Source organism: Prochlorococcus marinus str. MIT 0917, from assembly GCF_027359575.1.
GTDB lineage: Bacteria > Cyanobacteriota > Cyanobacteriia > PCC-6307 > Cyanobiaceae > Prochlorococcus_B > Prochlorococcus_B marinus_D.
This window is the reverse complement of record NZ_CP114784.1, coordinates 391365-415549: the sequence shown is the minus strand read 5'-3', so window position 1 is coordinate 415549 and position 24185 is coordinate 391365. Positions and strand designations below refer to the sequence as shown.

General features: G+C 31.0%; 46 protein-coding genes. 27 read left to right on the top strand and 19 right to left on the bottom strand.

What is annotated here, in order from left to right; translation table 11 throughout:
* The first annotated feature begins 20 nt into the window (after positions 1–20).
* The 6 genes from O5637_RS02300 (at position 21) to O5637_RS02275 (ending at position 1214) form a co-directional block, all read left to right on the top strand.
* A complete protein-coding gene (locus O5637_RS02300) occupies positions 21–293 on the top strand; it encodes a DUF4090 family protein (RefSeq protein ID WP_269605764.1) in 273 nt (90 codons plus the stop codon).
* Positions 294–546: 253 nt separating this feature from the next.
* Positions 547–654, top strand: coding sequence for a high light inducible protein (locus O5637_RS02295; RefSeq protein WP_011125327.1), 108 nt, complete (start codon positions 547–549; stop codon positions 652–654).
* Positions 655–674: 20 nt separating this feature from the next.
* Entirely contained in the window at positions 675–794 is a 120-nt protein-coding gene (locus tag O5637_RS02290) for a high light inducible protein (RefSeq protein WP_011294968.1), read from the top strand.
* Entirely contained in the window at positions 794–940 is a 147-nt protein-coding gene (locus O5637_RS02285; protein ID WP_269605758.1) for a high light inducible protein, read from the top strand. Before O5637_RS02290 ends, O5637_RS02285 begins: the two co-directional genes overlap by 1 nt.
* Complete coding sequence (locus O5637_RS02280) at positions 940–1089, top strand: high light inducible protein (RefSeq protein WP_269605756.1); 150 nt, start codon at positions 940–942, stop codon at positions 1087–1089. The genes O5637_RS02285 and O5637_RS02280 overlap by 1 nt, the downstream gene beginning before the upstream one ends.
* Positions 1089–1214: a chlorophyll a/b-binding protein gene (locus tag O5637_RS02275; protein ID WP_011823785.1), complete on the top strand. Its 126-nt coding sequence runs from the start codon at positions 1089–1091 to the stop codon at positions 1212–1214. Before O5637_RS02280 ends, O5637_RS02275 begins: the two co-directional genes overlap by 1 nt.
* Positions 1215–1951: 737 nt before the next feature.
* Here the strand turns inward: O5637_RS02275 and O5637_RS02270 are convergent.
* The 3 genes from O5637_RS02270 to O5637_RS02260 form a co-directional block, all read right to left on the bottom strand.
* A complete protein-coding gene (locus O5637_RS02270; RefSeq protein WP_269605754.1) occupies positions 1952–2152 on the bottom strand; it encodes a hypothetical protein in 201 nt (66 codons plus the stop codon).
* Between the two features lie 38 nt (positions 2153–2190).
* Complete coding sequence (locus O5637_RS02265; RefSeq protein ID WP_269605753.1) at positions 2191–2445, bottom strand: hypothetical protein; 255 nt, start codon at positions 2443–2445, stop codon at positions 2191–2193.
* A 67-nt stretch (positions 2446–2512) separates the two neighbouring features.
* The gene (locus O5637_RS02260) at positions 2513–2767 is read right to left on the bottom strand and encodes a hypothetical protein (RefSeq protein ID WP_269605751.1); all 255 of its coding nucleotides are present in this window, start codon (positions 2765–2767) and stop codon (positions 2513–2515) included.
* A 391-nt stretch (positions 2768–3158) separates the two neighbouring features.
* On the opposite strand from O5637_RS02260, the gene O5637_RS02255 reads away from it, so the two are divergent.
* The 4 genes from O5637_RS02255 to O5637_RS02240 all read left to right on the top strand — a co-directional run bounded on the left by O5637_RS02255 (position 3159) and on the right by O5637_RS02240 (position 5490).
* Positions 3159–3761 carry an NAD-dependent DNA ligase gene (locus tag O5637_RS02255; RefSeq protein ID WP_269605749.1) on the top strand — a complete coding sequence of 201 codons (603 nt, stop codon included), beginning with the start codon at positions 3159–3161 and terminating at the stop codon, positions 3759–3761.
* A 137-nt stretch (positions 3762–3898) separates the two neighbouring features.
* On the top strand, positions 3899–4069 hold the full coding sequence (locus O5637_RS02250) for a hypothetical protein (protein WP_269605747.1): 171 nt from the start codon (positions 3899–3901) through the stop codon (positions 4067–4069).
* Positions 4070–4248: 179 nt separating this feature from the next.
* Positions 4249–4494, top strand: coding sequence for a hypothetical protein (locus O5637_RS02245; protein WP_269605745.1), 246 nt, complete (start codon positions 4249–4251; stop codon positions 4492–4494).
* A 639-nt stretch (positions 4495–5133) separates the two neighbouring features.
* A complete protein-coding gene (locus O5637_RS02240; RefSeq protein WP_011293945.1) occupies positions 5134–5490 on the top strand; it encodes an AbrB family transcriptional regulator in 357 nt (118 codons plus the stop codon).
* Positions 5491–6741: 1251 nt separating this feature from the next.
* Here the strand turns inward: O5637_RS02240 and O5637_RS02235 are convergent.
* Positions 6742–7143 carry a DCC1-like thiol-disulfide oxidoreductase family protein gene (locus O5637_RS02235; RefSeq protein ID WP_269605744.1) on the bottom strand — a complete coding sequence of 134 codons (402 nt, stop codon included), beginning with the start codon at positions 7141–7143 and terminating at the stop codon, positions 6742–6744.
* 286 nt (positions 7144–7429) lie between these two features.
* Entirely contained in the window at positions 7430–7597 is a 168-nt protein-coding gene (locus tag O5637_RS02230; RefSeq protein ID WP_269605742.1) for a hypothetical protein, read from the bottom strand.
* Between the two features lie 233 nt (positions 7598–7830).
* Here O5637_RS02230 and O5637_RS02225 point away from each other — a divergent pair, with 233 nt between their 5' ends.
* From O5637_RS02225 to O5637_RS02215, 3 genes are all read left to right on the top strand, one after another.
* Positions 7831–8064, top strand: a complete 234-nt coding sequence (locus O5637_RS02225) for a hypothetical protein (protein WP_269605741.1) — start codon at positions 7831–7833, stop codon at positions 8062–8064.
* A gap of 146 nt (positions 8065–8210) precedes the next feature.
* Positions 8211–9503: a DUF2130 domain-containing protein gene (locus O5637_RS02220; protein ID WP_269605739.1), complete on the top strand. Its 1293-nt coding sequence runs from the start codon at positions 8211–8213 to the stop codon at positions 9501–9503.
* Positions 9504–9543: 40 nt separating this feature from the next.
* Positions 9544–10086 (top strand): GIY-YIG nuclease family protein, encoded by a 543-nt coding sequence (locus O5637_RS02215; protein WP_269605738.1) that lies wholly within the window; start codon positions 9544–9546, stop codon positions 10084–10086.
* 59 nt (positions 10087–10145) lie between these two features.
* On the opposite strand, the gene O5637_RS02210 is transcribed toward O5637_RS02215, so the two are convergent.
* The 5 genes from O5637_RS02210 to O5637_RS02190 all read right to left on the bottom strand — a co-directional run bounded on the left by O5637_RS02210 (position 10146) and on the right by O5637_RS02190 (position 12668).
* Complete coding sequence (locus tag O5637_RS02210) at positions 10146–10514, bottom strand: DUF7326 family protein (protein WP_269605737.1); 369 nt, start codon at positions 10512–10514, stop codon at positions 10146–10148.
* A gap of 240 nt (positions 10515–10754) precedes the next feature.
* Positions 10755–11006, bottom strand: coding sequence for a hypothetical protein (locus tag O5637_RS02205; protein WP_269605736.1), 252 nt, complete (start codon positions 11004–11006; stop codon positions 10755–10757).
* A gap of 63 nt (positions 11007–11069) precedes the next feature.
* A complete protein-coding gene (locus O5637_RS02200) occupies positions 11070–11198 on the bottom strand; it encodes a hypothetical protein (RefSeq protein ID WP_269605734.1) in 129 nt (42 codons plus the stop codon).
* Between the two features lie 78 nt (positions 11199–11276).
* On the bottom strand, positions 11277–11528 hold the full coding sequence (locus tag O5637_RS02195; RefSeq protein ID WP_269605732.1) for a hypothetical protein: 252 nt from the start codon (positions 11526–11528) through the stop codon (positions 11277–11279).
* Between the two features lie 99 nt (positions 11529–11627).
* Complete coding sequence (locus tag O5637_RS02190) at positions 11628–12668, bottom strand: potassium channel family protein (RefSeq protein WP_269605730.1); 1041 nt, start codon at positions 12666–12668, stop codon at positions 11628–11630.
* A gap of 159 nt (positions 12669–12827) precedes the next feature.
* On the opposite strand from O5637_RS02190, the gene O5637_RS02185 reads away from it, so the two are divergent.
* On the top strand, positions 12828–13049 hold the full coding sequence (locus O5637_RS02185) for a hypothetical protein (RefSeq protein WP_269605729.1): 222 nt from the start codon (positions 12828–12830) through the stop codon (positions 13047–13049).
* A 122-nt stretch (positions 13050–13171) separates the two neighbouring features.
* On the opposite strand, the gene O5637_RS02180 is transcribed toward O5637_RS02185, so the two are convergent.
* On the bottom strand, positions 13172–13372 hold the full coding sequence (locus tag O5637_RS02180; protein ID WP_269605726.1) for a translation initiation factor IF-2 N-terminal domain-containing protein: 201 nt from the start codon (positions 13370–13372) through the stop codon (positions 13172–13174).
* Positions 13373–13457: 85 nt separating this feature from the next.
* Between O5637_RS02180 and O5637_RS02175 the strand changes: the two genes are divergently transcribed.
* On the top strand, positions 13458–13655 hold the full coding sequence (locus O5637_RS02175) for a hypothetical protein (RefSeq protein WP_269605724.1): 198 nt from the start codon (positions 13458–13460) through the stop codon (positions 13653–13655).
* 50 nt (positions 13656–13705) lie between these two features.
* On the opposite strand, the gene O5637_RS02170 is transcribed toward O5637_RS02175, so the two are convergent.
* A complete protein-coding gene (locus O5637_RS02170) occupies positions 13706–13942 on the bottom strand; it encodes a hypothetical protein (protein WP_269605721.1) in 237 nt (78 codons plus the stop codon).
* Between the two features lie 160 nt (positions 13943–14102).
* Between O5637_RS02170 and O5637_RS02165 the strand changes: the two genes are divergently transcribed.
* The 3 genes from O5637_RS02165 to O5637_RS02155 all read left to right on the top strand — a co-directional run bounded on the left by O5637_RS02165 (position 14103) and on the right by O5637_RS02155 (position 15212).
* Complete coding sequence (locus O5637_RS02165; protein WP_269605719.1) at positions 14103–14318, top strand: Nif11-like leader peptide family natural product precursor; 216 nt, start codon at positions 14103–14105, stop codon at positions 14316–14318.
* 327 nt (positions 14319–14645) lie between these two features.
* Positions 14646–14978, top strand: coding sequence for a hypothetical protein (locus O5637_RS02160; protein ID WP_269605718.1), 333 nt, complete (start codon positions 14646–14648; stop codon positions 14976–14978).
* A 60-nt stretch (positions 14979–15038) separates the two neighbouring features.
* A complete protein-coding gene (locus O5637_RS02155) occupies positions 15039–15212 on the top strand; it encodes a hypothetical protein (RefSeq protein WP_269605716.1) in 174 nt (57 codons plus the stop codon).
* Between the two features lie 24 nt (positions 15213–15236).
* Here the strand turns inward: O5637_RS02155 and O5637_RS02150 are convergent, their stop codons facing one another.
* Positions 15237–15977: an MBL fold metallo-hydrolase gene (locus O5637_RS02150; RefSeq protein WP_269605714.1), complete on the bottom strand. Its 741-nt coding sequence runs from the start codon at positions 15975–15977 to the stop codon at positions 15237–15239.
* Between the two features lie 308 nt (positions 15978–16285).
* Between O5637_RS02150 and O5637_RS02145 the strand changes: the two genes are divergently transcribed.
* A complete protein-coding gene (locus tag O5637_RS02145) occupies positions 16286–17005 on the top strand; it encodes an SDR family NAD(P)-dependent oxidoreductase (RefSeq protein ID WP_269605713.1) in 720 nt (239 codons plus the stop codon).
* Between the two features lie 104 nt (positions 17006–17109).
* Complete coding sequence (locus O5637_RS02140; RefSeq protein WP_269605711.1) at positions 17110–17802, top strand: peptidase E; 693 nt, start codon at positions 17110–17112, stop codon at positions 17800–17802.
* 67 nt (positions 17803–17869) lie between these two features.
* Here O5637_RS02140 and O5637_RS02135 read toward each other — a convergent pair whose 3' ends face one another.
* Positions 17870–18106 carry a hypothetical protein gene (locus O5637_RS02135; protein ID WP_269605709.1) on the bottom strand — a complete coding sequence of 79 codons (237 nt, stop codon included), beginning with the start codon at positions 18104–18106 and terminating at the stop codon, positions 17870–17872.
* Positions 18107–18286: 180 nt separating this feature from the next.
* Here O5637_RS02135 and O5637_RS02130 point away from each other — a divergent pair, with 180 nt between their 5' ends.
* Both O5637_RS02130 and O5637_RS02125 read left to right on the top strand, forming a co-directional pair.
* Positions 18287–19501: a fatty acid desaturase gene (locus O5637_RS02130; RefSeq protein ID WP_269605707.1), complete on the top strand. Its 1215-nt coding sequence runs from the start codon at positions 18287–18289 to the stop codon at positions 19499–19501.
* Positions 19502–19607: 106 nt separating this feature from the next.
* On the top strand, positions 19608–19790 hold the full coding sequence (locus O5637_RS02125) for a Nif11 family protein (RefSeq protein ID WP_269605705.1): 183 nt from the start codon (positions 19608–19610) through the stop codon (positions 19788–19790).
* A gap of 22 nt (positions 19791–19812) precedes the next feature.
* Here O5637_RS02125 and O5637_RS02120 read toward each other — a convergent pair whose 3' ends face one another.
* The 3 genes from O5637_RS02120 to O5637_RS02110 form a co-directional block, all read right to left on the bottom strand.
* Positions 19813–20016, bottom strand: coding sequence for a hypothetical protein (locus tag O5637_RS02120; protein WP_269605703.1), 204 nt, complete (start codon positions 20014–20016; stop codon positions 19813–19815).
* Positions 20017–20211: 195 nt separating this feature from the next.
* A complete protein-coding gene (locus tag O5637_RS02115) occupies positions 20212–20370 on the bottom strand; it encodes a hypothetical protein (protein WP_269605702.1) in 159 nt (52 codons plus the stop codon).
* A 98-nt stretch (positions 20371–20468) separates the two neighbouring features.
* The gene (locus tag O5637_RS02110; RefSeq protein ID WP_269605700.1) at positions 20469–20639 is read right to left on the bottom strand and encodes a hypothetical protein; all 171 of its coding nucleotides are present in this window, start codon (positions 20637–20639) and stop codon (positions 20469–20471) included.
* 284 nt (positions 20640–20923) lie between these two features.
* Between O5637_RS02110 and O5637_RS02105 the strand changes: the two genes are divergently transcribed.
* Both O5637_RS02105 and O5637_RS02100 read left to right on the top strand, forming a co-directional pair.
* Entirely contained in the window at positions 20924–21160 is a 237-nt protein-coding gene (locus O5637_RS02105) for a hypothetical protein (RefSeq protein ID WP_269605698.1), read from the top strand.
* 21 nt (positions 21161–21181) lie between these two features.
* Positions 21182–21352 (top strand): hypothetical protein, encoded by a 171-nt coding sequence (locus O5637_RS02100; RefSeq protein ID WP_269605697.1) that lies wholly within the window; start codon positions 21182–21184, stop codon positions 21350–21352.
* 26 nt (positions 21353–21378) lie between these two features.
* On the opposite strand, the gene O5637_RS02095 is transcribed toward O5637_RS02100, so the two are convergent.
* A complete protein-coding gene (locus O5637_RS02095; RefSeq protein WP_269605695.1) occupies positions 21379–22419 on the bottom strand; it encodes an NmrA/HSCARG family protein in 1041 nt (346 codons plus the stop codon).
* Positions 22420–22643: 224 nt separating this feature from the next.
* Here O5637_RS02095 and O5637_RS02090 point away from each other — a divergent pair, with 224 nt between their 5' ends.
* Positions 22644–22844, top strand: a complete 201-nt coding sequence (locus O5637_RS02090; protein WP_269605693.1) for a hypothetical protein — start codon at positions 22644–22646, stop codon at positions 22842–22844.
* 20 nt (positions 22845–22864) lie between these two features.
* Here the strand turns inward: O5637_RS02090 and O5637_RS02085 are convergent, their stop codons facing one another.
* A complete protein-coding gene (locus O5637_RS02085) occupies positions 22865–23266 on the bottom strand; it encodes a hypothetical protein (protein WP_269605691.1) in 402 nt (133 codons plus the stop codon).
* A 243-nt stretch (positions 23267–23509) separates the two neighbouring features.
* On the opposite strand from O5637_RS02085, the gene O5637_RS02080 reads away from it, so the two are divergent.
* Both O5637_RS02080 and O5637_RS02075 read left to right on the top strand, forming a co-directional pair.
* Positions 23510–23731, top strand: a complete 222-nt coding sequence (locus O5637_RS02080) for a hypothetical protein (protein ID WP_269605689.1) — start codon at positions 23510–23512, stop codon at positions 23729–23731.
* A gap of 291 nt (positions 23732–24022) precedes the next feature.
* Positions 24023–24172: a hypothetical protein gene (locus O5637_RS02075; protein WP_011823748.1), complete on the top strand. Its 150-nt coding sequence runs from the start codon at positions 24023–24025 to the stop codon at positions 24170–24172.
* Positions 24173–24185: the final 13 nt, after the last annotated feature.

Below are 24185 nucleotides of genomic sequence, written 5' to 3'. Positions count from 1 at the left end.
GTCTACTACGCTTTTTTATTGTGGAGTTTTCTGGCCCAGATGCAATTGATAACGCTATCCAAGCTGGATTAGATCTAGATGGAAGTCCTATACCATCTGAAATGCTAACCCTCTACAGGGATGTCATGGATAAAGAAAATGCGCGTAAAAGAAGTGGAGTTAAGAAATCAATGCGAAACCGTATTGTTAAAACGGGATCTAAACATTTTGACCAAGACACTTTGAATACACGATTAATCAATGCTGGTTGGGATGGATTACAAGCTAAAGAAATTGACTTTTTTTATAGCTGAAATCTGAGATAACAAAATAAATCTGCTGCTGATATACACTAGTGTCACACTTTTTTTATTAGTTAATTCATCTGGAAGGTTTTTTTTTAATGGCTTGATTTCTCATTTGTGTAGTCAGATTGACTGCATCAACGATGTTTTTTGTATCCGTTGCGTCTGAATTTGATATTCATGAGGCAAGCCGTACTTTTAGGGCTTTACGTAGTTTAATAATTGGTTTACATTTATTCACATACACATCTCGGAATTCATCATGACTCCAGAAGCAGAAAAATTTAACGGTTGGGCAGCAATGCTTGGTTTCGTTGCAGCCTTCGGTGCATACGCAACAACAGGTCAAATCATTCCTGGAATTTTCTAAACCAATTACTACTCACAACAATGCAACCATCTAACAAAACAATCCTAGAAAGAAGCATCGGCAGACCAGCCATGATGGCATTCGTTCTACTAACAGGTATCTACCTGACAACTGGTCAACTTATCCCAGGTGTTGTTTAATGAAAAACCAAATCACTGAAACTCCAAGAGTTGAAGAAGGCAAAGTTATTGCTGAAAGACTAAATGGCTACGCAGCATTTGTTGGATGCTGGGCACTAATAGGTGCATATCTAACAACCGGTCAAATCATTCCGGGTGTTGTTTAATGACTACTAAAATCAATAACAACAACAGAAACATTGATCCTGAAAAGGTAACTGCAGAAAGACTTAACGGTTATGCAGCATTGTTTGGATGCATCGCTCTGGTTGGTGCTTATGCAACAACAGGTCAAATCATTCCAGGTTTTGTGTGATGAACAAGGAAACTAACTACTGGAAAACAGCTGAAATAATGAATGGCCGTCTAGCGATGATGGGCCTTCTTGCGGCTGTAGTCAATTATGGATTTACCGGCTGGATTATTCCAGGTTTCGTTTGACCTAACTTTTTTTATTACAATGGCTTTAAGTTACTGGCTTCGTGCTGAAGTCGACGATCTTCTTAACGAGGATACTTTCTTTGATAGTTCAGAATATTCATCTCTTTTAGAAGATACTGACTGGGCATAATCATTGATAAGATTTGCAATGGAGAAACAATTATTTCATTGTCAATTATGCAAAAAAAATTCAGCTGAAACTTTCTGGAGGAGGAAAGGGTTGATTATGTGCAAGCAATGTTTTGAGAAACTCGAGGAAAAAGAGTCATAAAACTTTCTACTCTTAGCTTTAACAATTCAGTGAATTCCAACTTGCTTTTGTATAGCTAATATATTACTTTAATTTTTTAAGTAAGCATCTTTTGTTTTTTACTTCACTTAAGAATTCATAACAGTATTTACCTCTTAAGGAACTTCCTTCTAATTTACAAACCTTATAAAAGTTTTTGCAAATTTTTGACAATATTAAACTGTTAGATTTATGACATTAGATTTTCCAAACGTTATCATGTTAGTAACTTATAAATGAGATGCATAATATAAATTTCTTAAAATATCTTTCCCCTTTTATTGTTATTTTACTTTGCCCTGTCACGATTATATTCTGTTGGACTATTTGGACTGGACCTGTATTTGAATCTGAGAACGAGCTTATTGAAGAAATACATCACTAAATTATTTGTCAACTTAACTATCTAACTATGTTAACCTGATTGATTTTGAATTTTATAAATATATTAAATATTAATCAGGACACGGCTACTTTGCTTGACGTCCATTGTTAGAAGTTTTATAGCATTTTCCAATTCTTCTTCAGTTTGAAAACCTAATACTTCTGCTGGCTCTAGACCTAATGAACTGAAGTCTGGTTCTATTCCAAATGGCTCTATGCTTTCAAGACATCCAACTATGTCTTCTAGCTCTTCTAATTCTGTCATGATTTTACAAGAATAGTTTATATTTTTTGAGGATATTTTTATGAGACTTCTAGTTTGAAGCCTTTATCTAAAAGTTGTTGATATGTGAGTCTTGCTTGAAATGCGAGGATTTCAATAGGCTCTTTATCATCTCTTTGCATGATGAAATAGTGGTTGTCTTCACCTTTCCTAGCAAAGATGACAATTTCAGATCCTCTTACTAGCCTCCAATTCTCTAGAGATTTATGCTCAGATAATGGTCCTAAATCCCATGGAGCCTTTTCTGGATACTTCTCTCTTTTTACCCGTGGCATGTATTAAAAATGAGTATATCTTTTAGACTACACTTATGATCTTCAACGTCAATAATTAGTTATTCAATCAGGAAAAGGCAGCCAATGAATATCCCTCGTCAAATAATCTTTGGTAAGTAAATCTTGCCTCGTATTCTTTATATGCCTTTCTTTTGCCATCGTTCCTTTGTATGTATACATAATTATCGTCTAAACGACTCCTTGAGAATGTATAAACAATGTCTGCCTTGGAAAGCATCCATTGAATTGATTTGTATTTACTTTGATCGACAGTTCTTAAATCCCATGGAACATTCTCCGGATATTTCTCTGGTATGGTCATTAGAAAGGATGTATTTTTTAAAACTATGGTATAAATATCTTGTAGACATGAGAATAAATACTGTTTTTGTTTAATTAAAATGTTTTTGTTGATTATTTATTCAATTTCTATAAAACATTGTATGAGCTTCAGGATTTGAAAAATATCTAGCTATACATAACTTTTCCCTTCCTAGCCAGATATGTTCATTTTCAAGCGGTTATTTAATTTTTGGTAACTTACGTTTATCTCCTCTCAGTAACATATCCAGAACATTGTTAATTTATACTTATTACTTTTTCCTTTTTTTATTTTTATGTTGATATACCTTCACCAGCTTTATATTTCCCGATTTATTAAGAAAAGAAGTTATTGAAGCGACTTGGCTCGATATTTTCCTATTTATATATATATGAGATTACTTGGACTTGATAAAGATTGTTTTTCAAGCTGGTGTGCAAAGTTACCAGAGGGATCAACCATTGTTGTACAGCCCAAAATCGATGGTTTCGCAATTGGACTTAGATATAAATATGGCCAATTAGTAGATGCTTATTCTCGTGAAGCTTGTGAGATTGTTGAAAATATAAGGAATATAAATTCTATTCCTTTGAGTATTGATGACTCCTTGAAAGTTGAAGTTGAGTTGGAGGGCATTTTATATTCACCTTCTTCTAGTTCAAATATTTTGATAGAGCAATTGCTATCGAACTCATTCTCGAATATTGATAATAATACTTCTCTTTTATTTAAAGCATTCCAAATTTTTTGCTCAAACAGTGATGAGTTGTCAGATTTAACCCAACTTCAAAACTGGGGATTCGAGGTTCCTATAACTCTGAGAACTGATGATCCTAATCAGGTTAAAAGATGGCATTCTCAATGGATCAAGAATGAATTGTTTTCAAATCTTCCTACCAATGGAATCGTCGCTAAGTGCAATTCCTCTTTGACCAAGAATATTTTAGGTGTGAGCCCTTCCTTTCCTAATTGGGCTTTGGCTTTAACTAGGTAATTGTTTGATTAACTATTCTGATCATCGATTCGAGTATGTGATTTTTTTTTCACAAGTTTCGATTGAGTTATCCTTATGTAAGATTGCAAAAAAAACTCAATGAAAATATCCTTTATTGAATTGCTCATCTTCTTAATATGACATTTACAGATAAACAACTTTTTCGAGCAATAGAGTCGAATGTCGATGTTAACGATTGCTATAAAAAAATTACTGATGCATGCAAGGAATTAAAAAGCAAGACAGGCTGTCCTAATGATGATGTTGATCGTTTTCTTGAATTTGCAATTGGAAAGTGGTCTGATTGATTTTGAAGTCTCTTAATTATATGTTTTCAGCAAAATCTGCAATTCTCAATAGGCTTAAGCTTACATCTTAATTTTTATCCCTTAACCTGACATAATATTTTTTATTAGTAAATGGTTAGTAGAGCCATCTCCTCATCTTTTTGAACAACTCTTGTTGATATGTTTATTTTAGTTCAGAAATGAATGATTTCTACTCAAAAACTTATTTGGGACTTATTGCTGTAGGTTTTACTGCATTAAATATTCAATTATTCCCTATCTCCAAGCAAGCCTCAGTCTGGAATCGATGCTTAAGAAAAACATCTGATACATTGAGTAAAGTTAAGGCTGTCAAGAAAATGAATGATGAGAGTAAAGAAGTTTTATCTGTGATGATATGCAATGGTGCTGTATTTGAACCCAAATTTAAGGCGAATATCCAATAAATTATCGGCATTTATTTCTAGAAGATTTGATATACCGCCATTTCTAAGAAATTATGTTCTGTAGTACTTAGTCTGATTTAAGAAGAAGAATAAGTCTCAAGGAAAGGTTAAATTAATTATTTGTTGTTTATACTAAAGATTTATTTGAGTTCCAAATAATCCAGCTAATGCTAAAGGATGAATATAGATACAATATAAATCAGAGGATTTTAGGAGAGATTCATTTTTTGTTGTAATAAGTAATTTTGTTCTCATTCATGCGTTAACAAATATTCAAAAGTAAAGCTTTATAGTCTGACCGATTTGTTTGAATGAAGCTACCAATTTGCTCATAGCTGTCTACAAGCACGAATAAATTTTTCCTTATTTTATAAAATTATCTTGCTATTGCTGGCGATTGAGGGTTTTCTAATAGATAAATGATCATCCGAATCATTTATTTTTTAACATGCCAAAAAGGATTTTTCCTATAAATCAATGCCTTCAACCTTGAATAATTTTCCATATAACCTTGGATTCCTGAGTTTAATCTAGAGGCTTTTGTTCCCATAACTTTTAGCCTTAATGTCTCGGACTAATGTAAATATTGTAAGTTTGTTAATTATAAGTTAGTATTATAAGTACAACCATTTATTTATCATGCTCACTGGTAAGGATTTATTAGCCAAGGTCAAAGACTTGGGAGATGTCTCAAAATCTGATCTTGTTAAAGCTTGTGGATATGTTTCCACAAAGAAAGGAGGCGGAGAGCGTCTTAACTACACTGCTTTTTACGAGGCACTTCTAGAGGCTAAAGGTGTAAACCTAGCAGCTGAAAGTGCTGGTGGAATTGGTAAAGGTGGAAGAAAGCTTAGTTATGTGGCTACCGTTCAAGGAAATGGAAACCTATTGATAGGAAAGGCCTATACAGCTCTTTTAGATCTCAAGCCTGGTGATAATTTTGAGATTAAGATGGGACGTAAAGGATTCCGTTTGGTTCCAGAAGGAGAAGGTTAATCCCAGAAAAACTGAATTTATAAATTCAGATTTAGCCGAGAAGCATATGTGCCTCTCGGCTTTTTTATTGGCTATATTTTCCTAGTTAAATTTATCTGATTCTTCATCTATATTTTATTTACTGAGAGAGATCTTACTTTTCTTTTTCACAGCGTTTTCAGTTATTTATTTAAAGGATTCTTCCTTTTTATATCTATGTGGTTTTGGATTTTTCTCAAATTTTGTGTTTTTCCCTCTAATACCAATTACATATACCCTTTTCAATTATCGTTTTATTCTATTTTAATGATTCTTTATCATGTTTACTTTAAGCATGTTCCATTTTTGTCGTTGTAGATTGTTGACCGGATAAAATCTTGAGTCTTTAATTTTTACGATCGGTTAGACTTTAGAGTAGCCCTCCGTCCAGTATTCGTTTTTAAGGCTTATACACCTTTTGTTTTTTCTGGTATACACTCTTTTTTATCTTCTCTTTAATTATTTATATTCACATTTTGATATCTAATTTCGTTATGCTTATGACCTTGTACGTATCTTAGATTCTTGTTTGATCCGCTTTATGAAGAGATTGTTACTACTACATCCGATTTAATGGTTTATATGGTTCGGCATTTTTTTATTGAGCTAGTTTATCCATTGTTTATTTTTGTCTCTGTAATGCTTACTCTGCTTGTTGATTGGAGTTGGATACCTATCACATTTATTGAGCATGAGAGGGTTCCTAGTCTCGAGCAAGTTAAAAAGCATATAATTGAATAAGTTGTATTTAATTATTTCTTTAGGGTAAGCTTACTTGTTGATTAGCTTCCTTCGTAATTATTCAAAAAATAATTATCATCTTAGATTTTTTGTTTTAGCTTGGATCCCGAAATATATTGATAAAGCAATCAAAAGAATTACTAGTAATGAAGTGCTATTACCAATGATTTCTATAAGCATATTTAGAGTAGATATGTAAAATCTTATTTTACATATCTACTCTCGTCCTATGTATTGGATCTACCCTCTCATCAACTGATGTTACAAATAGAATATAAAATGGACATTGTTTGACAAAATTCAACCAAAGTTTTGAGAGAAGTCTTGGGTATAGCATTAATTAATTTCTACTTCTTGAACAATCTTCTGATAGCTTTAATTTAATAACTAAAATTCTACGTCTAATTTGTCCTATTGGTTATTAATCTCAAACTATTAAAAATTTAAATATTTATTCAACTTAGAATTATGAATTCAGTTTGTATGACACATTCAGAAAAATTGACTATTTTCGCTAACTGGATGCCATACCTTTCCTTTTAATGTCAGTGATAATCTTCTTCCCCATAAAAGGAATGGAAATAAAAAATTAGTCATCTTGTTAGAGGTGAAGATAATCCTGAGTAATTCTAAAAGTGAGTCGCTTGGCTCCTTTATCTCAGAGCAAATCCAATTAATTGCATCCGCCCCATGCATGATTTTTTCATCAGTGATCAGAATTGCACCTTTATTCAAATCATAACCTTGGTTATAGAGTTTAGTTAATAGGGCTAGATTTTTTCTTCCATCTAATATTTCGAATTGAGGTAGACTGCTTTTTAATTCAATTAATTGTGCAAAGTGATTGCAAAATGGGCATTCACCATCGTATATGAATAAACTTTTATCTGACATGTTTACTTGATGGTTTAAGTATTTTACATACACTTTGTCTGAAAACGTGTAAAAAAATGAAAATCTTTAAATGAACCCCAACAAAATAAGCAGTAAGTATATTTTTAAATATGATATTTTGGAGTTTGTCTCAAATTTAATGTGCTACTGATTTTGATGCTATTAGAGGCAAATATAAAAATACATTAAATGTGTATATTAATATTTAATTAATATATTGATTTATTTTAAATTATGCTTTTAGTTGATAACTTATTCATATTTATTAACCGTATGATACTTAGCTTCAGCTTTTGAAAACGTTGCTCTTTACATTATCTTCTTGTATCTGAGGTCGTAATAAAGACATAGGAAGTGCTGTTACTATTGCGAATGAAAGAACAAGAATTAAATCTGTTGTAAAATGGCTTATGCCTAGCTCTGAATGAGCAAGTGCAAAGTTCAGTAATGACATTTTGTTGTATTCAATACACCTCAATCATATTTTCTTTTTAAATAAAAATATATATTGTGTAGTAAAAATTATTGCTCGAATACAATAAGATTTTGCTAATAGTTGATAACTATATAAATACTCATTCACCTTTAACCTTTTAATGAAGTGTTGGTAAAAAGCCTCATTTGTGCTCAAAGTACTTTAGTATTTATCAAGTAAATATTGAGATGGATTCGTTCATAAGGGACATTATGTTGAAAATCGTTGCCTATGTTCGTTATTCAACTGCATCAATAATGTTTGATTGGCATATCTTCTTGGGTGCGCTTATTTTTTTTATACTTTGTGGAATCTTGATATTTCAAAATCAGATTTGGGAGGAGGAAGATTATTCAAGGAATAAAAAATGGTACGAATGGAAATCATCGGCTATTAAGGCAAATAAAGGAGATCTATCTGGAATCTACCCAAGTTCAAAAGAATAATCTAATACGATTTCTTCTTTCTCTTTCTATCCAGGCTTAACATCATCCTTTTTGATAACTGGTTTTTGGGTTTAACATAATTCTTGCTTGTCGAAGCGAAACAAGATAAAAATAGAAAATAGTTTGTATGTCACTTTTGCTCAGATATGAATGAAATCAAATGTCCTGAATGTGGTAGTAAGATCAGCGTTGATGAAGATAGTTACTCAAATATTGTTAAGCAGGTAAGAGATCAGGAGTTTGAAGATGAAATGAAGAAAAGACTTGAAATTCTTGAAAGGGATAAACAGAAATCCGTTGATCTTGCTATTCAAAATCTGCGATTACAAATGCAAGAGGCAGCATTTGTAAATGAAAAAAAAATGCAAGGCCTTCAGTCTCAATTGATTTCTACCCAGGCTGAAAAAACTATGACTATTAACAAGATTAAGCATACCTTCGAAAAAGAGAGAGACTCACTTGAGTATTTATTGGAGAAAACAAGAGAAAAGAGTGAATTTGATAAAAAACTTGCAGTATCTGACGCAATTACTGAATTAAAAGAAGGCTATGAAAAACTCAAAAATAACTTAGATAAAGTTCTGCTACAAAAGGAATTATCAGAAAAATCTATAAAAATGAGATATGAGATTCAGTTAAAAGATCGAGATGATTTAATTGAGAGACTTCGTGATATGAAAATAAAATTGTCCACCAAAATGGTTGGCGAGTCACTTGAGCAACATTGCGAAAATGAATTTAATCGACTAAGGGCTACCGGCTTTCCTAATGCCTATTTTGAAAAAGATAATGATGCTAGTTTTGGTAGTAAAGGTGATTATATTTTCCGTGACTGTGACAGTGATGGGAACGAAATAGTATCTATTATGTTTGAGATGAAAAATGAATGTGATAGCACTTCCAGCAAGAAGAAGAATGAGGATTTTCTTAAAGAGTTAAACAAAGATCGTATAGAAAAGAATTGCGAATATGCTGTATTAGTTTCTTTATTAGAATCTGAAAATGACTTATTTAATGCTGGCATTGTTGACTTTTCATATCGGTATCCAAAAATGTATGTTGTTCGTCCGCAATGCTTTTTACCAATAATTACTTTATTGAGAAATGCTTCACTTAAGGCGCTTGAGTATAAATCCGAACTTGCAGCTATTAAAGAGCAGAATATTGATATCACAAATTTTGAAAATAGTCTTGAACTATTTAAGGATTCTTTTGGTAAAAATTATGCTCTAGCTTCAAAACGTTTTGAAACAGCAATTATGGAGATTGACAAATCTATTAATCACTTGCAAAAGACCAAAGATGCATTACTTGGTGCTGATAGAAACCTTAGATTAGCCAATGATAAAGCTCAAGAGGTTTCGGTTAAAAGATTGACCAGAAATAATCCTACGATGAGAGAAAAATTTAACTCAATGAGAAAAAATGATGCGGCATAATTCCCTTATTAATATTGACTAAGTAATAGGTTAAATTTATATGAGCGGTTGGCTTTACTTAATAAGGAATAGAGATTTATATAAGATTGGCATAACAAAAAACTTTAAGAATAGGATGAGACAACTGAAGCCACATTCAGTTGTGGCTAAATTTTATACTGCTGATTATGTTTTATTAGAAAGAGAGTTACATAATCGCTACAAAAAGTTCAGAATTCCTCAAACGGAGTATTTTAGATTAGAAAAATCTCATATTAAAGAAATAAAACAAAGAATTTTCATACTTAATTATCCTTTAAGTTTAACTTTTGGTATATGTATAAAATCAATATTATTATTATTATTTTTATTTTTTCTTACATTAGTAGTTATATCTTTATATATTAATGACTTCAATATGGCTATATCTAAGTCACTTTTCTTTATTGAGAGAATTTCATTTGGACTCGCCTTTATTTCTTTATTCGTTTATTCAGGTAAATATTTAAGTTTTTGCAATGAATTAAAATATAGATCCACAAGATTAATTATCTTTATTTTGTTTTCTTTCTTATTTCGTCTAGCTGCTTTCTTTTTCTATTGATAGATATTCAATATCAGTTATATATATCAAGCTTAAACATCATTATATGATGTTTATATTTACCACATGTCTTTGCTTGACTCCTCTTCTTGTTGTTGCTTTAGAAGACCAAGTCTTCTATCAAATTCAATTTCTTCTTGACTTTTTTGTTCTGCTTTAGGGTTTTTATTGCATTTTTCTTTCACTTCAAGAATCTTTTTACTTAAGTCTTCTGAGAAATGATCTTTTATTTCTTCCCATGCTTCCTTCTCTTCAGCATTACCTACTGTTCCTTTGATTTGATCGATAATTATTTCCTTAACAAATTTCCTTAGATCACTTTCGCTCATAGAATTAACTCGACTTGATATATACATATCTTTAAGGGTGTCTAATTCGTTGTTGCTCAGATCCTTATAGGTAAGTTCTTTCATTTCGTTTTTTTGCATTAGTAATTATTTATAGACACATATAGCTTCTAATACAGTTGAATGGGTAAAAATCCAGCATATTCCTTTTTGCTTCCTCTTCATTATTGGCAATAACAGTCTCTTCATGGCGATTAGCTTGATCGTTAATCATAGAAACTTTAAATCTCATTTTGAGAGTAAATCTTATTCATTTTATGGCAATTATTTTTTTAAACAATTGATTGCTCATAAATGTTGAAAGCATAACCTTACATGAGTTTATTTTTTCTCACGATCATATAGAGAATTTATTACAGCTTCAATCAATATTGCTGTAAAGAATAAACTTAAAGATGGAATAAATACTGGATACCAGAGCTTTTGAAATAAATTATAAAAATAAGAGTTGCCATTAATACTTAATACAAAACTAAAAGCTAGATATAAGGAACCTATTATTAAAATATAAAGATTATAAATTAATATATTATCTATGGTTTTTTTCCAATTGGTTTCGTTCTTTTTTTCCATTTTATTTCAATTCCTATTAAATTTAAATTTAAATTTTTTTGCTATGAGCAACTTTGCTAAAAATCAGGAAGTACCCCTGAAGGCATAAAGGTCTATTCCAATTGATTTAAGGTAGAAAGCTCCTCCAATAGCAACTACGTTGAGGCAAAAAACAAAAAACCAGGCTTTCCATGATTGATTTTCAGAATCCATCGCTTTTCATGAAATTTATTTATACATCACATAATTAGATGTATAAATAAATTTTAGCTTTAACTGCTAGGAAAAGTATCAACTCAATGCATCAAGATCTCTTCTGTAATGTTTCGAGGATCTACAATATATATCATTTGATTTCCAATCGGTATCTTCTAGCAAGTCCGAATATTTATAGCTATTTGATGGAAGTTTTTTTTCTAATCTCCAGCCAGCTTCGCTCAAGAAATCTACGTAGTCTTTAGAAAATATTTTCCCATTGATTTTCGATGGCTCAATGTTTGTTCCTGTTTCTGCATCTAATTCATTTTTTGTTTGTAATGGCATCAACGTAAATCAATTCATTTTGTTCTAATCTTTTTTTTATTTAGGTGTTACGTTTTTTTTGTAGTGTTAACCCTAGCAAGACTGATTTCAAAGGTTAACTTATGTTGTTTTTACTAAAACTTCCATAAGACGAACTCTAATCCTGTTTAATTGCTCTTGACTTCCAAGGAATATCAAAATCATACCTGGAGAGATTGATACCTTATTTTTAGGATTACCCATTAATTGACCTGAGACTTTAGTGGCTAAAAGTAATGCTTCACCTCGTTTTGAAAAGTCAAAAAAAGTTTCATGTTGACTTCTGAAGATCTCAATTTTATCAATATTATCGGTTAACTTGAATTCTTCTATTTCGCAATCTGAACCTGCAAGTAAATCAATAAAGTCTACAGCTATAGGTCTTAAGGCAGAGGCAGCCATGGTTCTCCCTGCGGCAACATATGGACTAACTACTGCATCAGCTCCTGCTAGTTTTAATTTACTAGCAGCTTCCTCGTTCGCGGCCCTAGCGATCAATCTGCAAGTATCATTTAGTGCTTTTGCACTTAGAACAACATATAAATTTGCTGCATCATTTGGAAGGGTAACCACTAAGCTCCGACATGTTTTTACTCCTGCTAGTAATAATGTATCGTCCATAGTTGCATCTGCTAATAGGACGTTGAATCCTTTTTCCTCAGCTTCTGTTTTTCTTGTAGAGTCGTTTTCTATTATTAAAGTAGATATTTTTTCAGACTTTAATTGGTCAGCAATTTCTTTACCTGTGCGCCCATACCCACATATAATAACATGATTTTTCATTCTTCTAATTAGTCTCCTTAATCGGAGTTCCTCTAATTTTATGAAATATCCTAGTTCAGACAATTGTATAAATCTTTGAAGAGTTAATTGAACTACAAATAATCCACCTCCGATGATTAAAAAAGTTATGATCCGCCCTGCTGAAGTCAAAACTTCAACTTCACCAAAACCTATTGTTGTAATTGTTATCAGTACCATCCATAAACAATCTCCCCAATCCCATCCTTCTGTAAGTCGATAGCCTAAAGCACCGAATAAAAATAAGAATATGAGTAATGATATTGGCGCTGCCCAAACTTTTAAATAACCTCTAAATTTATTTGTTTTTATCAGATTCAATTTAATTCTTTAGTCTTTATTTTTATAGTATACTGAAAATTAATTAAATATTTTTTCATTTTTATTTCTATAGGTATAAATCTAGGCTATTTTATAATCATCAATTATCAATCATTACTTATAGTATGATTGAATTAAACGTGCTAGTAATTATCTGATATGCAATCTCTTACAGCTGAAGATAAAAGAGAATTATGTAAGGATGCGTTCCAAGACATATCTTCAATTCTTGCAGGTTTACGCGATCAGGGTTTATCTGATTTAGAAATTTTTGAGTTTGGTAAGTCACTCATAGATCATTTTGACCCAATTAAAATGGAAAATTTAAAGAAAGAATCAGATTATCAAGATGCTTTGTTCAGAGAAGCTAATGATCTTTAGATTTATTTTTAGTTTTCTTTCCTTTTAGTATTTTTTCATACTTCGCGTGATCATATTTTTGTTTTGTTATTCATGAAAATTTAATTATATAATTTTATTATAATTCATTTTAGTTGTCATAATTATTTCTCATTAATATTTTGCTTAGGAATTGTCTTTTGAATATAGTCAATTATTTCTTTGCTCTGATCTATTGTTAATGATGATAGAGGAGATGAAGCTGGTATTTTTAAGAGCGTGCATGTTGCAATTATTTCAGGAGAATCAACGCTTAGGGCTTCAGCAAGTTCCTTTACTCTCAATTTAGCCACATTAAAAGTCATTGTAATTAATGATCTTATAAAGATCTATGTGTATATTTTTTTATTTTATTGCTATGTGTACAGGTACTAGTATCGAAATCGAAAAATGAGTGATGATAGTGATTTGAAGTTGACCCTTCACAAAGTTGTCTCTTATGCAGTGCTTCGAATGGAATCTGCATCAGATGCCAATATAAGAAGATGTATATTTCAAGAATATAAGGAATGGTTAGGAACTTCTATTGATGATTGGGTTATGGCATTGCCGAACGAATCTGGTAAGTCTGATTTTAATCTTTATTAGATTTTTTTTATCTTTAAGTTTGTAACTAGAATTGTTTAAATTTAAAAGGATTAATTAAAGTTTTTTTGAGCGCACTCGTAACCTGATTCTCTAATATCTTTATTTTCATCAATAATTGCTTTGAGAGCACAATCGCAATAGTTTGTTATTGAGATTTTCGATATAGACTTAGTTGCAGGATTGCTTAAAGCACTTGAAACGCAGTCATTCATTTGGCTTTCAGGGTATGAATAAGCTATTCCTGAGTAACTAAGAATTATAATAGATATAATTAAGATTGCCTTCATTGTAGGTACAGGAACTTATTAACTATACATTTTATTTTCATTTATTGATTAATTACCGAGTTAAATATTTATATTTTGTTGTTATTTCATTAATATTTAATTAAATAGGTCTTTCATAATCTAAAGTAATTTTTCAAATTAATGTATTTGCTTTTCTTAAATGTCACTAGATCACTTAAGAAGATTTTTAAATGAAATGCAGAAAGATGACACTTTAAAAGATGAAGTTCTTTCTTCCTCAACGGCAGATGACGTTGCCTTGATTGCCTTACGGTTGGGGTTTGAATTCTCAGGCGATGAATTGCTTCGATTTTCAGGTAAAAAAGTTGGAAGAGTTACTGTACAAAAGAATGATGTACCAGGAGAATATAATTAAAAAGTCTATTTTCTTCTTCTTAGCTCATTAACTATTCTATCCCACTTTTTACCGGCATTAAGATAGTAGTTTCTCTTTCGCCTGTTGATTAAATAAATAAATATTGACATAGTTAATATAAATATAATAAAAATTATAGAATTAAAATTCACTTTAGTTAAATATTCGTTCAATATTATTATATAGATATCTATATAATGTGTCAGTTATAAATTGATCACACATAACTAAGAGTAGACTCTATGTGATCCTGCTCAATTTAATAATGATATTTTCCCATTTTCTTTCCTTTTCAACTAAGATAGATTGTAACTCTTAAAAAAATTTATGGATATTACATTAATAGCTATAGCTATTTTTATCTTGGTTGCAATAGTATTTCTTGGATTATATTTGTTTAAAAGTATTAATAAAAAATCTTTTACAGCAGAAGACGGGTCTGTTTTTGATAACGAATCTGATTTAGATGTTTATCAGAAGCTATATGAGAAGACAAAACCATTATTTAGCAGTGATGATGAGAAAGGATCTTCTCAGTCAATACTAGGATTTGAGAAATCATTCTTAAATAAACTATCATCAGGAGGTTTTCCAGATTTAAAAACACTTGTAAAATATCGTAAGCAATTCAAGTCATTATCAGATTTAATTAATACTTAGTTTGATTTTGGTCTTTTAACGTATTGGTATACTAATATTAAATGAAATTGTTTAAGTAAAATGGGTAAAGCAGAATATTCAGAAGAACAACTATCTGAGATGAGGGAAGATGCTTTTGTTAATATCAAAGAAGCATGTATGAGACTTCAAGAAAGAACTAAGTGTGGTAACGAAGTCGTCATTAAAATGCTAAACGAAGTATCTCACTTTTATATTAATCAAGAAAAGAAATAATATATATAGACGACTTATCATTATTTAGATTTTTTCGAATTTATATTCTTTTAATGGTTCAGGATTAATAAAATTAGTACTACTATCTTTCAATAAGCTCATATCTTCAACTGAACCATCAACTTTGATTAAATTATTTATTAATCCTGTAAAAGTAATATCTCCCCCTGTTGTACTTGCTAAAATTGTTGTTGGATTAAATAGCTTTATTAATTGAGGTAGTACAGTTTTTCCTTTAATAAATTTTCCTGCGAGTGGTAATGAAAAATCTATTACTGGGGTTATTACTAAATCTATATTTCTATGTTTAATTGTCTTATCAAGAAAACCATGTGGCTCGATATAAATTGAATCTATATCTGATTCAATAATGTATCCATTTTCAACATTTGGTACTGACGCACCTGATGAAGCTTGAATATTTATATTGTTCTTTTTATAGGTTTCACCAGGTTTCAGTATGTTTATTTTGGTAAAACCAAGTTTACCAACAACATTGCTAGCTGCTTGTGAAGCTATTACTGGAATACTTTTATTTATTTTCTCTAGTGTTGGAGGATGGGCATGATCAGGTTGGCCTTGAGTTAGTAATAAAAAATTAATCCCTCTGGGGATCTCAATTTCTTTACCTAACTCCCCCTTTATTAGCCAATCTCCAGGAGGGAAAGTCAAATCGCCATTTAACCAAGGGTCAATCAAAATTCTTGTTTTATCCAATTCAATAAGCCAACCATTTGCTCCGTAGTAAGTTGCTTTTATAGTCATGCTTTTTTCTTCCAATATAACTGTCGATTTTTTATATGGTGGATTACTCTAATGATTTGCTTTTTTTACGATATCAAAATATGACTAATATTATTAATAATATAATCAAAATCAGAATTATTAGAAGTGCAAATCTCTTAATATATGTTTGAAATTCATACAACCAGTCATTTTCCATGATATAAGTATATTTTTTTTATTATATACTTTCAATTATTATATTAGATAATTAGTTTAGATAAATGTAGTGATTGGACCTCTCGCTTATGAAATGATTTCTCTAGTATTGAGTTTAGTCTCTTAATATCATGACAATTCGAGATTGGGATGGAATAGCTCTAATTATTGGTGCTGGTGATATTGGTAAATGTATGTCAGATTATTTGACAACTGTATCACCAAAGTTGGATGTTTTTGTCTGTGGGAGAAATCTAAAAAGTCAAAATGCGATATATTTAGACTTAGAGAATGATCATTCATTTATTTCTTTTGAAAACCAAATTTCACTATTTAAGAAGCCACTTCGTCTAGTCATAAATACAAGTGGTTTTCTTCACTCAAGTCATTTAAAACCTGAAAAGAGACTTTCACATATAAATCGGTCTAATATTATCAAGAATTTTTCTATTAATGCTTTTGCCCCCATTTTGATAGCTAAAAGTATAGAAAAATTTATCAGACCAGAAGTTCCATTCTCCTATGCAAGTTTAAGTGCCAGGGTAGGTAGTATTGGTGATAATAGGCTTGGTGGTTGGTATTCATATAGGGCTTCTAAAGCTGCTCAGAACCAATTTTTAAAAACTCTCAGTATTGAATGGCGTCGAAAATTCCCTTTATCAATTGTATCTATCTTGCATCCAGGGACTTGTGACACGAAATTATCAAAACCTTTTCAATCTAGTGTTCCTAAAAATAAACTCTTTACTCCCGCTGAATCAACAGAATACTTAATTAATATTATCTCTTCACAAAAAACATCTGATTCCGGTAATTTTTTAGCATGGGATCGCACAGTTATTCCATGGTAAGTTTTTATTTTAATTAACTAAAATCTATCTCTTCAAGAATTTAGATAGATTTTTTCTTTTATGTATTTATTCGTTGTACTATATGAAAAGAATATATTTAACCCTTGAAAAAACATATTATCGCAATAGGCGGTGGTGGCTTTGGTAGAAAGAATTCATCTCAGTTAATAGAAGAATATTTGCTTAATATTTCAGGTAAGACTAACCCAAAAATTTGCTTCTTACCAACAGCAACTGGCGATAATGATAGCTATATAGTACGTTTTTATTCTATTTTTACTCGCCTGAAGTGCATTCCTAGTCATATTGAATTTTTTAAAAGAACTATCGATTTAGAGAATCATATTATGGAACAAGATATTGTATTTGTTGGTGGTGGAAATACAAAGAGCATGCTTTCGATTTGGAATGATTGGGGGATGAGTCAATTACTTAAAAATGCTTACAATAAAGGTGTAATCATGAGCGGTGTTAGTGCAGGTGCAATTTGTTGGTTTACAAGTGGTATTACTGACTCATGGGATAACGAATTAAGGATATTACCTTGTTTAAATTTTATTAGTGGGACTTGTTGTCCTCATTATGATGAGGAACCTTCACGTATTCCTTACGTAAAAAAAATACTACTTGAAAAAAAAGTAACTAATTGCATTTCTATTGAAGGCGGTTCTGCCATTCACTTTATTGACGGTAAACCATTTAAAAATGTAAGTTTCAAAAACAATAAAAACACTTATAATGTATTTCTGGATAATAATGGTATTGTTGAGAAACCTTTTGAGAAAATTCAATTATAGATTATTTTGTAATCATTTACATTTGCTTCTATCTTTATGAAAGCTATTAAAATTAAAAAGTTTATATTTATTTTATAGTACTAGGAATGTATTTATTCTTATTATCATATTCAGAGATGGGACTAAGTTTGCCACTTGTACTTATATTACTTATATTTGGTGGTTTCTTTCTTATTAGCTTTTTAATAACAAGTCCAAACATGGATACAAAAGGTTTATTAAGAGTTTTATATTCTAAACCCGTTAGGAAGGCTGACGGATCGGTTGAATATCCAGAAAGCAGGAATAAATAAATTGTAAACATATAAGTATACTTTATCACTTTTAAAGCGAATTTCCATTAAAAACTTTATTTAATATTTTGACTTTAATTAGATTTTATAGTTAATTCAGGAGCTATTTTTGTGAAAGTTAGAAATTCCTATAGCCTCATAGCACTCTTGAATAGTAACGTCGTATGTGAACCTTAATCGTGTTATGAAAATTGGAAAAAAGTCTGCTTACTAATTTCGATAGAGTCAATAACGTAAATAACAATAGGACTTTTCTTCCTTCAGGTTTAAATGGGAAAGCTTTAAACATTTCAATGGATGATATCCCCTCTAGAAAAGAAGTTAGAGAAGCGATCCCTAAGCACTGTTTTACTCGCCAAACGAAAAGATCCCTTTTTTATCTCTCCAGGACAGTAATAATTCAGATTTTTGTTGTTTTGCTAGGTCTCTCTATTCCTCTTACCAAAGGCATGATTCCAATTTGGATTTTATATGCATTACTCTCTGGTACAACTTCTATGGGACTTTGGGTTTTAGCTCATGAATGTGGACATGGAGCATTTTCAGATAATCGTAAATTAGAAACCCTTGTCGGGTATTGTCTTCATTCTTTTTTACTTGTTCCATACTTTTCTTGGCAAAGGTCGCATGCTGTACATCATGCTTTTACCAATCACATTACGGATGGAGAAACCCATGTTCCAGTTGTGATCTCTGGTGATGGTCATTCTGAAAAAAAAGGCGGTGAAAAGGAAATGGAGTCTTCTATATTCTTTGGGAAGATTTTGTATGGCTTTAATCAACTATTCCTTCACTTGATTGTTGGATGGCCTGCTTATTTACTTCTTGGTAAAACAGGTGGACCTCGTTATGGGACCAGTAATCATTTCTGGCCTGCAGCCCCCTTCTCGAAAAAACTATGGCCATCCGTATGGGCAAAAAAGGTATGGATATCAGACTGGGGAATTGCTTTTATGTTGTTTTTATTAACCTTTTGGTCTTTTCTCTTTGGGGTAAATTCTATGATTAGTCTCTATTTAGGTCCTCTAATTGTTGTTAACATTTGGCTAGTTATATATACATGGCTTCATCATACAGATACTGATGTCCCTCATCTTGGTGCTACCCAATTTTCCTATATGAGAGGGGCATTCTTATCTATCGATAGACCTTATGGAAAAATATTAGATTTTCTTCATCACTCAATTGGTTCTACTCACGCTATTCATCATATAGAACCGACAGTACCTCACTATCATGCAAGACTTGCTACGAGAATATTAAAAAATAAATTCCCTAAAGTATATCTATACAATCCCACTCCAATCCACAAGTCTCTATGGCACATAGCTACAAATTGTGTTGCAGTAAAGAAAGATTATGCGATTGATAGATATGTTTGGAAACAACCCAACCACTCACAATAATAAATATAATCATTTCTAAATAACTATTAAATGATCTTTATCTGGTTCTTCACTAATTTAAATTTCTAATATAAATCGATTCTATATTTTAATATTTTAATTTAAAATGTCTAAACAAGATTTTGAAAAGTTCCTATTTAAAATTGATCAATTAAATCAATTGGTTGAATTAATTAATAATTCGCCTGAAAAGTATAAATTATTTATTAATTGTAAATCACATGAAGATGTAGTCCAACTTGCAAAGCAATGGGGATATGAAATTGGAAAGAGGTGGGGGGAGTCCTAGTACATACTAAATAAAGTAAAAGTTACTGTCCTCCTCCATTACAGCTCCAAACCTTAGAGGGCATTCCCTGTGTATTCTTGCCGTCGATGCGAAATGTTTTCGTGATGCATTCATTTTGCGAGTCAGCCCATGCTGAAATCGGTTCTAACTCTGTTGATATCTCCTTAACGGATTTCGATACGGAAATAATTGAGAATGAAGTGAATACGAGAGATAAAGTACTCAAGCCTGCACAAATGAGGTATTTGTTATTGTCGAATAATTCCTTTAGCATCTCTAGAAATGTTTGTTTATTTTCAACATTACTTATGATTTAGAGATTGATCTGACTAAGTTATCCTTTGAAAATATTAGCAAATTAATCAAGTTTAATCTTCAATAACTTAATTTGTATTGTATCCTTTCTCCTTTAATTAGGGATTTATTTCTTTTTTTCAAACAAGTCAAGGATCTTTTTTAATCTATCTGTATTTTCAAAGTTAGGACTTGCAGTAAGGAAAATTACTAAAACTATCATTAGTAACCCTATACTAGTTACACCTAATAATAGTTGCTGGAATGGATCTAAGGATTCAAGCATTTAAATTTGGATTCAACTAAATTAAATAGTCTATTTATAATAATTGAACAAAAGGCTTTATAACGCTATGGAAACTATATGTTTTAGTTCTTAGATAATTATTTTTTCTCTTTAGTTTCTTTCGGCCATCTTGCCTTTAAATTAAGAGGGTTTTTGAAATTTATTTCTACAGGTTTTCCTTGAGCTACTGAGATCAAAGCTTTAAACGCCCAGCCACCAAAAATTAATAGTACTGAGATTAAAAATATATAACTTATGTTTGTAATCATAAATCTTATAATAATTATAAAATATATTATTATGTTATTTGATGGTTTTTTCTATATATACAAATAGTGAATTATTTTCTTAAATTTTAATAAATTCTACTATCTTTTATTTTTTTTGCGTGTTTGTCTAATTCTATAGGTTCTCTCAGTTAGCATGCAGCATATCGATGCCTATTGGTCTAGTCATAAATACTTATCATATTCTTTTTTTTTTCTCTGATTGTGTTTATTCTACCATTTTCTTATTATTTTTTTAACTTTTATTGATTTTTATCCGATTTGGTATGAATATAAAAAAGGTATTAAATTTTTTAATGAGCAACAGTACTTATTTATATTCCTTTTTTATATTTTTTGGCATTTTTTCTCTGATTTACATTTATTTCAATTTTAGATCTGGCAAAAATAAAATAAATAATAAAATCGTTTTAAAGAACTTATTAGAAAGTTTAGATATAGATTTGCCTGATGAATTGAAAGCTTTAGATAGTTCATCTACTGATCCTCAAAAATTTTCATAGTCTTTAATTAGATTTGATCTAATGTCTAAGTTTAGTTTTGATGATACGGAAACCTCAGGAATTTGGTGGTCTACTAATGTTTCTATTAGAGATCTATGTATAGAGCTTAAGGAAGATACCTGCTGCGATGACAGTGAAATAGTTGAACTCCTCAGATCTATAGCAAAATCAATTGATGTTAATGGTTTATAAGTTTATAGATACAGAATTTATAAACTCTATTGCTTATCCCATTGCAGTTTCCATTGTGAACCTTTCCATTGCCTTGCCGATGAATTTCGAGTCTTATTCTCATTTTCAAGTTTCGCTTTTAACCAGTCTCTAAGAGATGTAGGAACAATATCTAATTCTTTCTGAATCATTTTCAGTTTAACCATATCGGCACCATATCCTGATCTTTCAATCCAATCTGCCATTACTCCTATGTCGTATTCCAAGAGCTTAATTGCTGCTCTCGGTATCATTAAATAATTGGTTTGAATCCCTTCTGAAGAAACTATTCTTTGGAGAGTCATCGCCATTTCTAACCCTGTCAGCTCTTCACCGGCAATATTTATAGATTGATTCTTATATTTCTCTGGTTTTGATAAAACGCCCCTTACCCATTTACCTATATCCTCTACCGCTATGGTTTGCCACTTAAAATTTTTCCCAACTATTCCAGGGAATATATTCTTCGAAATACTGTAGCCGGGTAATTTATTTTCGAAGTTTTCAAAGTAACTCACTGGCCTTAATATTGTAGTAATTCTTTTAAGTTCTAATCTTTCGATATATTCCTCTATATCCCATTTACTCGTAAAATGTCCTGGAGCCAGGTCATTTTTTAGTGGATCTTTTCCTTTGCTTATTGAGCTAAATATAAAATGATTTAACTTCCCTTTTTCGTATGCAATTTTAACTTGATTTATCAGGTTAAAACCTTGTTCCAATTCATACGACCTAACAATACTTCCTCTAAATAATTTCCAACCTTTTGTAGGAGTTGTATTACCAAAAATCACTTCTACACCATCAAAAGCTCTTTTGAGGCTTTCAGGATCCATTAAATCTCCTTTAACTAGTTCAACATTCTTTAGTTTTTCAAGCCCAAAAGCTTTTGAGCTGTTTAAATTTCTTGTGATTGCACGTATTTGATATTTATTTGTTTTGCTTAGTTCTTTAACTACTCCTATACCTTGTCTGCTTGTAGCCATTGTGACTGCTATGACAGTCTTCTTGCTTACAGTTGACTCGACATCTTCTCCTTGTAGAAGCACAATTCAAAAACTTATTTGTAAAGGAATTTAAAGCATAAGTGAATTTTTGTAAAGTTATTATGCATTGCGGGGCGAAAGTAATAGGTGATTTAATGAGAAAATAGGTTTTTGCTAATCACGAAGATGTCATGCCCTCTAGTTGAGCTTTCGTAAAGGAATGTTTTATTTGCTTTTATAGATTACAAATATTGGCTATGTATTTATAAGTACTAAGTTTCGTCATTATGGCAAATGAAGTTCTTGCAGAAATTGTTCGACAAAACATTATCTTTGATGTTGTCGACGGAATTCCTCCATCAGAAGATGAATCCGATGAAATTAGATCCTTCCGCTCCCAGATAGAGTCTGACAATTTGATGCTTGAATATTCAGCCGAAGAGTTAGGTTTTAATAATGTGTTGTTTGAGTACCTTAGTCAGGGATAACATTCTTCTAAATTGGTTATTTAATCTAGTCCTTGGAATAATTCTTTGTGTACTGCAAATGTATGGTATAAACATGTCCCATTCTCTGGAGATAATCGTTCTCCGTCTTTATCCCAAGCCAACGAACAGACTAAATCACCATCCCATTTGACTTTATGCTCATTTATTTCCTTGGACCATTTTCTGACTTTATTAAAGTGATTGGGCATATGTTTACCTATCTTTCTGCAAATTTCGCATAGCACAGATAATATTGGTGGCTTCGATTCTAATTGCAGTTCTTTTGTAAGTGACGGCTGTGTAAATACGCCAACATATCTAATGTGATCAATAATCTTCTGTTCTTTGTTATTTAAACTGGCTTTTATACATGCTTCTTCAAATTCTTTGACGGGTGTAATTGGACGTAAGTTAGAAATCACTTCGATACTTTAAATTTATCTTTTAATATATTATATTAACAAATTTTTCTTCTTTTTTTATAATATTCTTGAAGGTATTAAACCATAAAAATATATTTATTCACTTTTAACCCATATTTTTTGAACCAACCAATCTGTTCGACAAACAGCAGATTGCTCAACTTTCATGAATTTGAGATTCACCGAGATATCTTCATGATTCTCTTTCTAAACCCAGTCATAGCTTACTTAAGCTATACCTAAATGTTACAAATTAAAATATCAATGGTCATATTCCCTGATGACTGGTATTTATATTGGGTCTTACTAAAGAACATGCTTCCTTTAACCTTCGCTGGACTACTAAGTACACCAGCTCCTACTGCACCAATCATAGGTATCGCGTTTATGGCCCTATTCGGAATTATGGCTGTCGTAGTTGGCCCTAATTACGATGGTTTTAATGACCCAAATACATCTAAATAATTAGTTTATCTAATCAATCAGGTGGGTTGACATGTTTTTTCATGTTTACCCACTTTTTTTTTTTTTTTTTTAATAATCAAATGCAAACGAATTGATTCTATCTAGATAAATTTTAAATCTTATGTGTACGATTACTAAATAACAATGTAATTAATATTTTATAGCATTTAAACAATAGCTTCTTATCTGTGTATCAAATTTTCTATTTGACAGTTTTTGATTTAAAACAAGTTACTAATTAATTAATTTATTCCTTTTTCTGCTATTTATAACTAGCTTTATTTAACTTTTATGGGCAATTTGTTATTTGCTGGCCTAACTAGTACTCCAGCGCCAACAGCAGTTTTGGTTGGAGTTGCATCAATTGCATTATTTGCAATTGTTGGATTAATGGTTGGTCCTGACTACGATGGTATGAACGCTCCAGAGGTGAAAAAGTAGAGAGTACTAATTT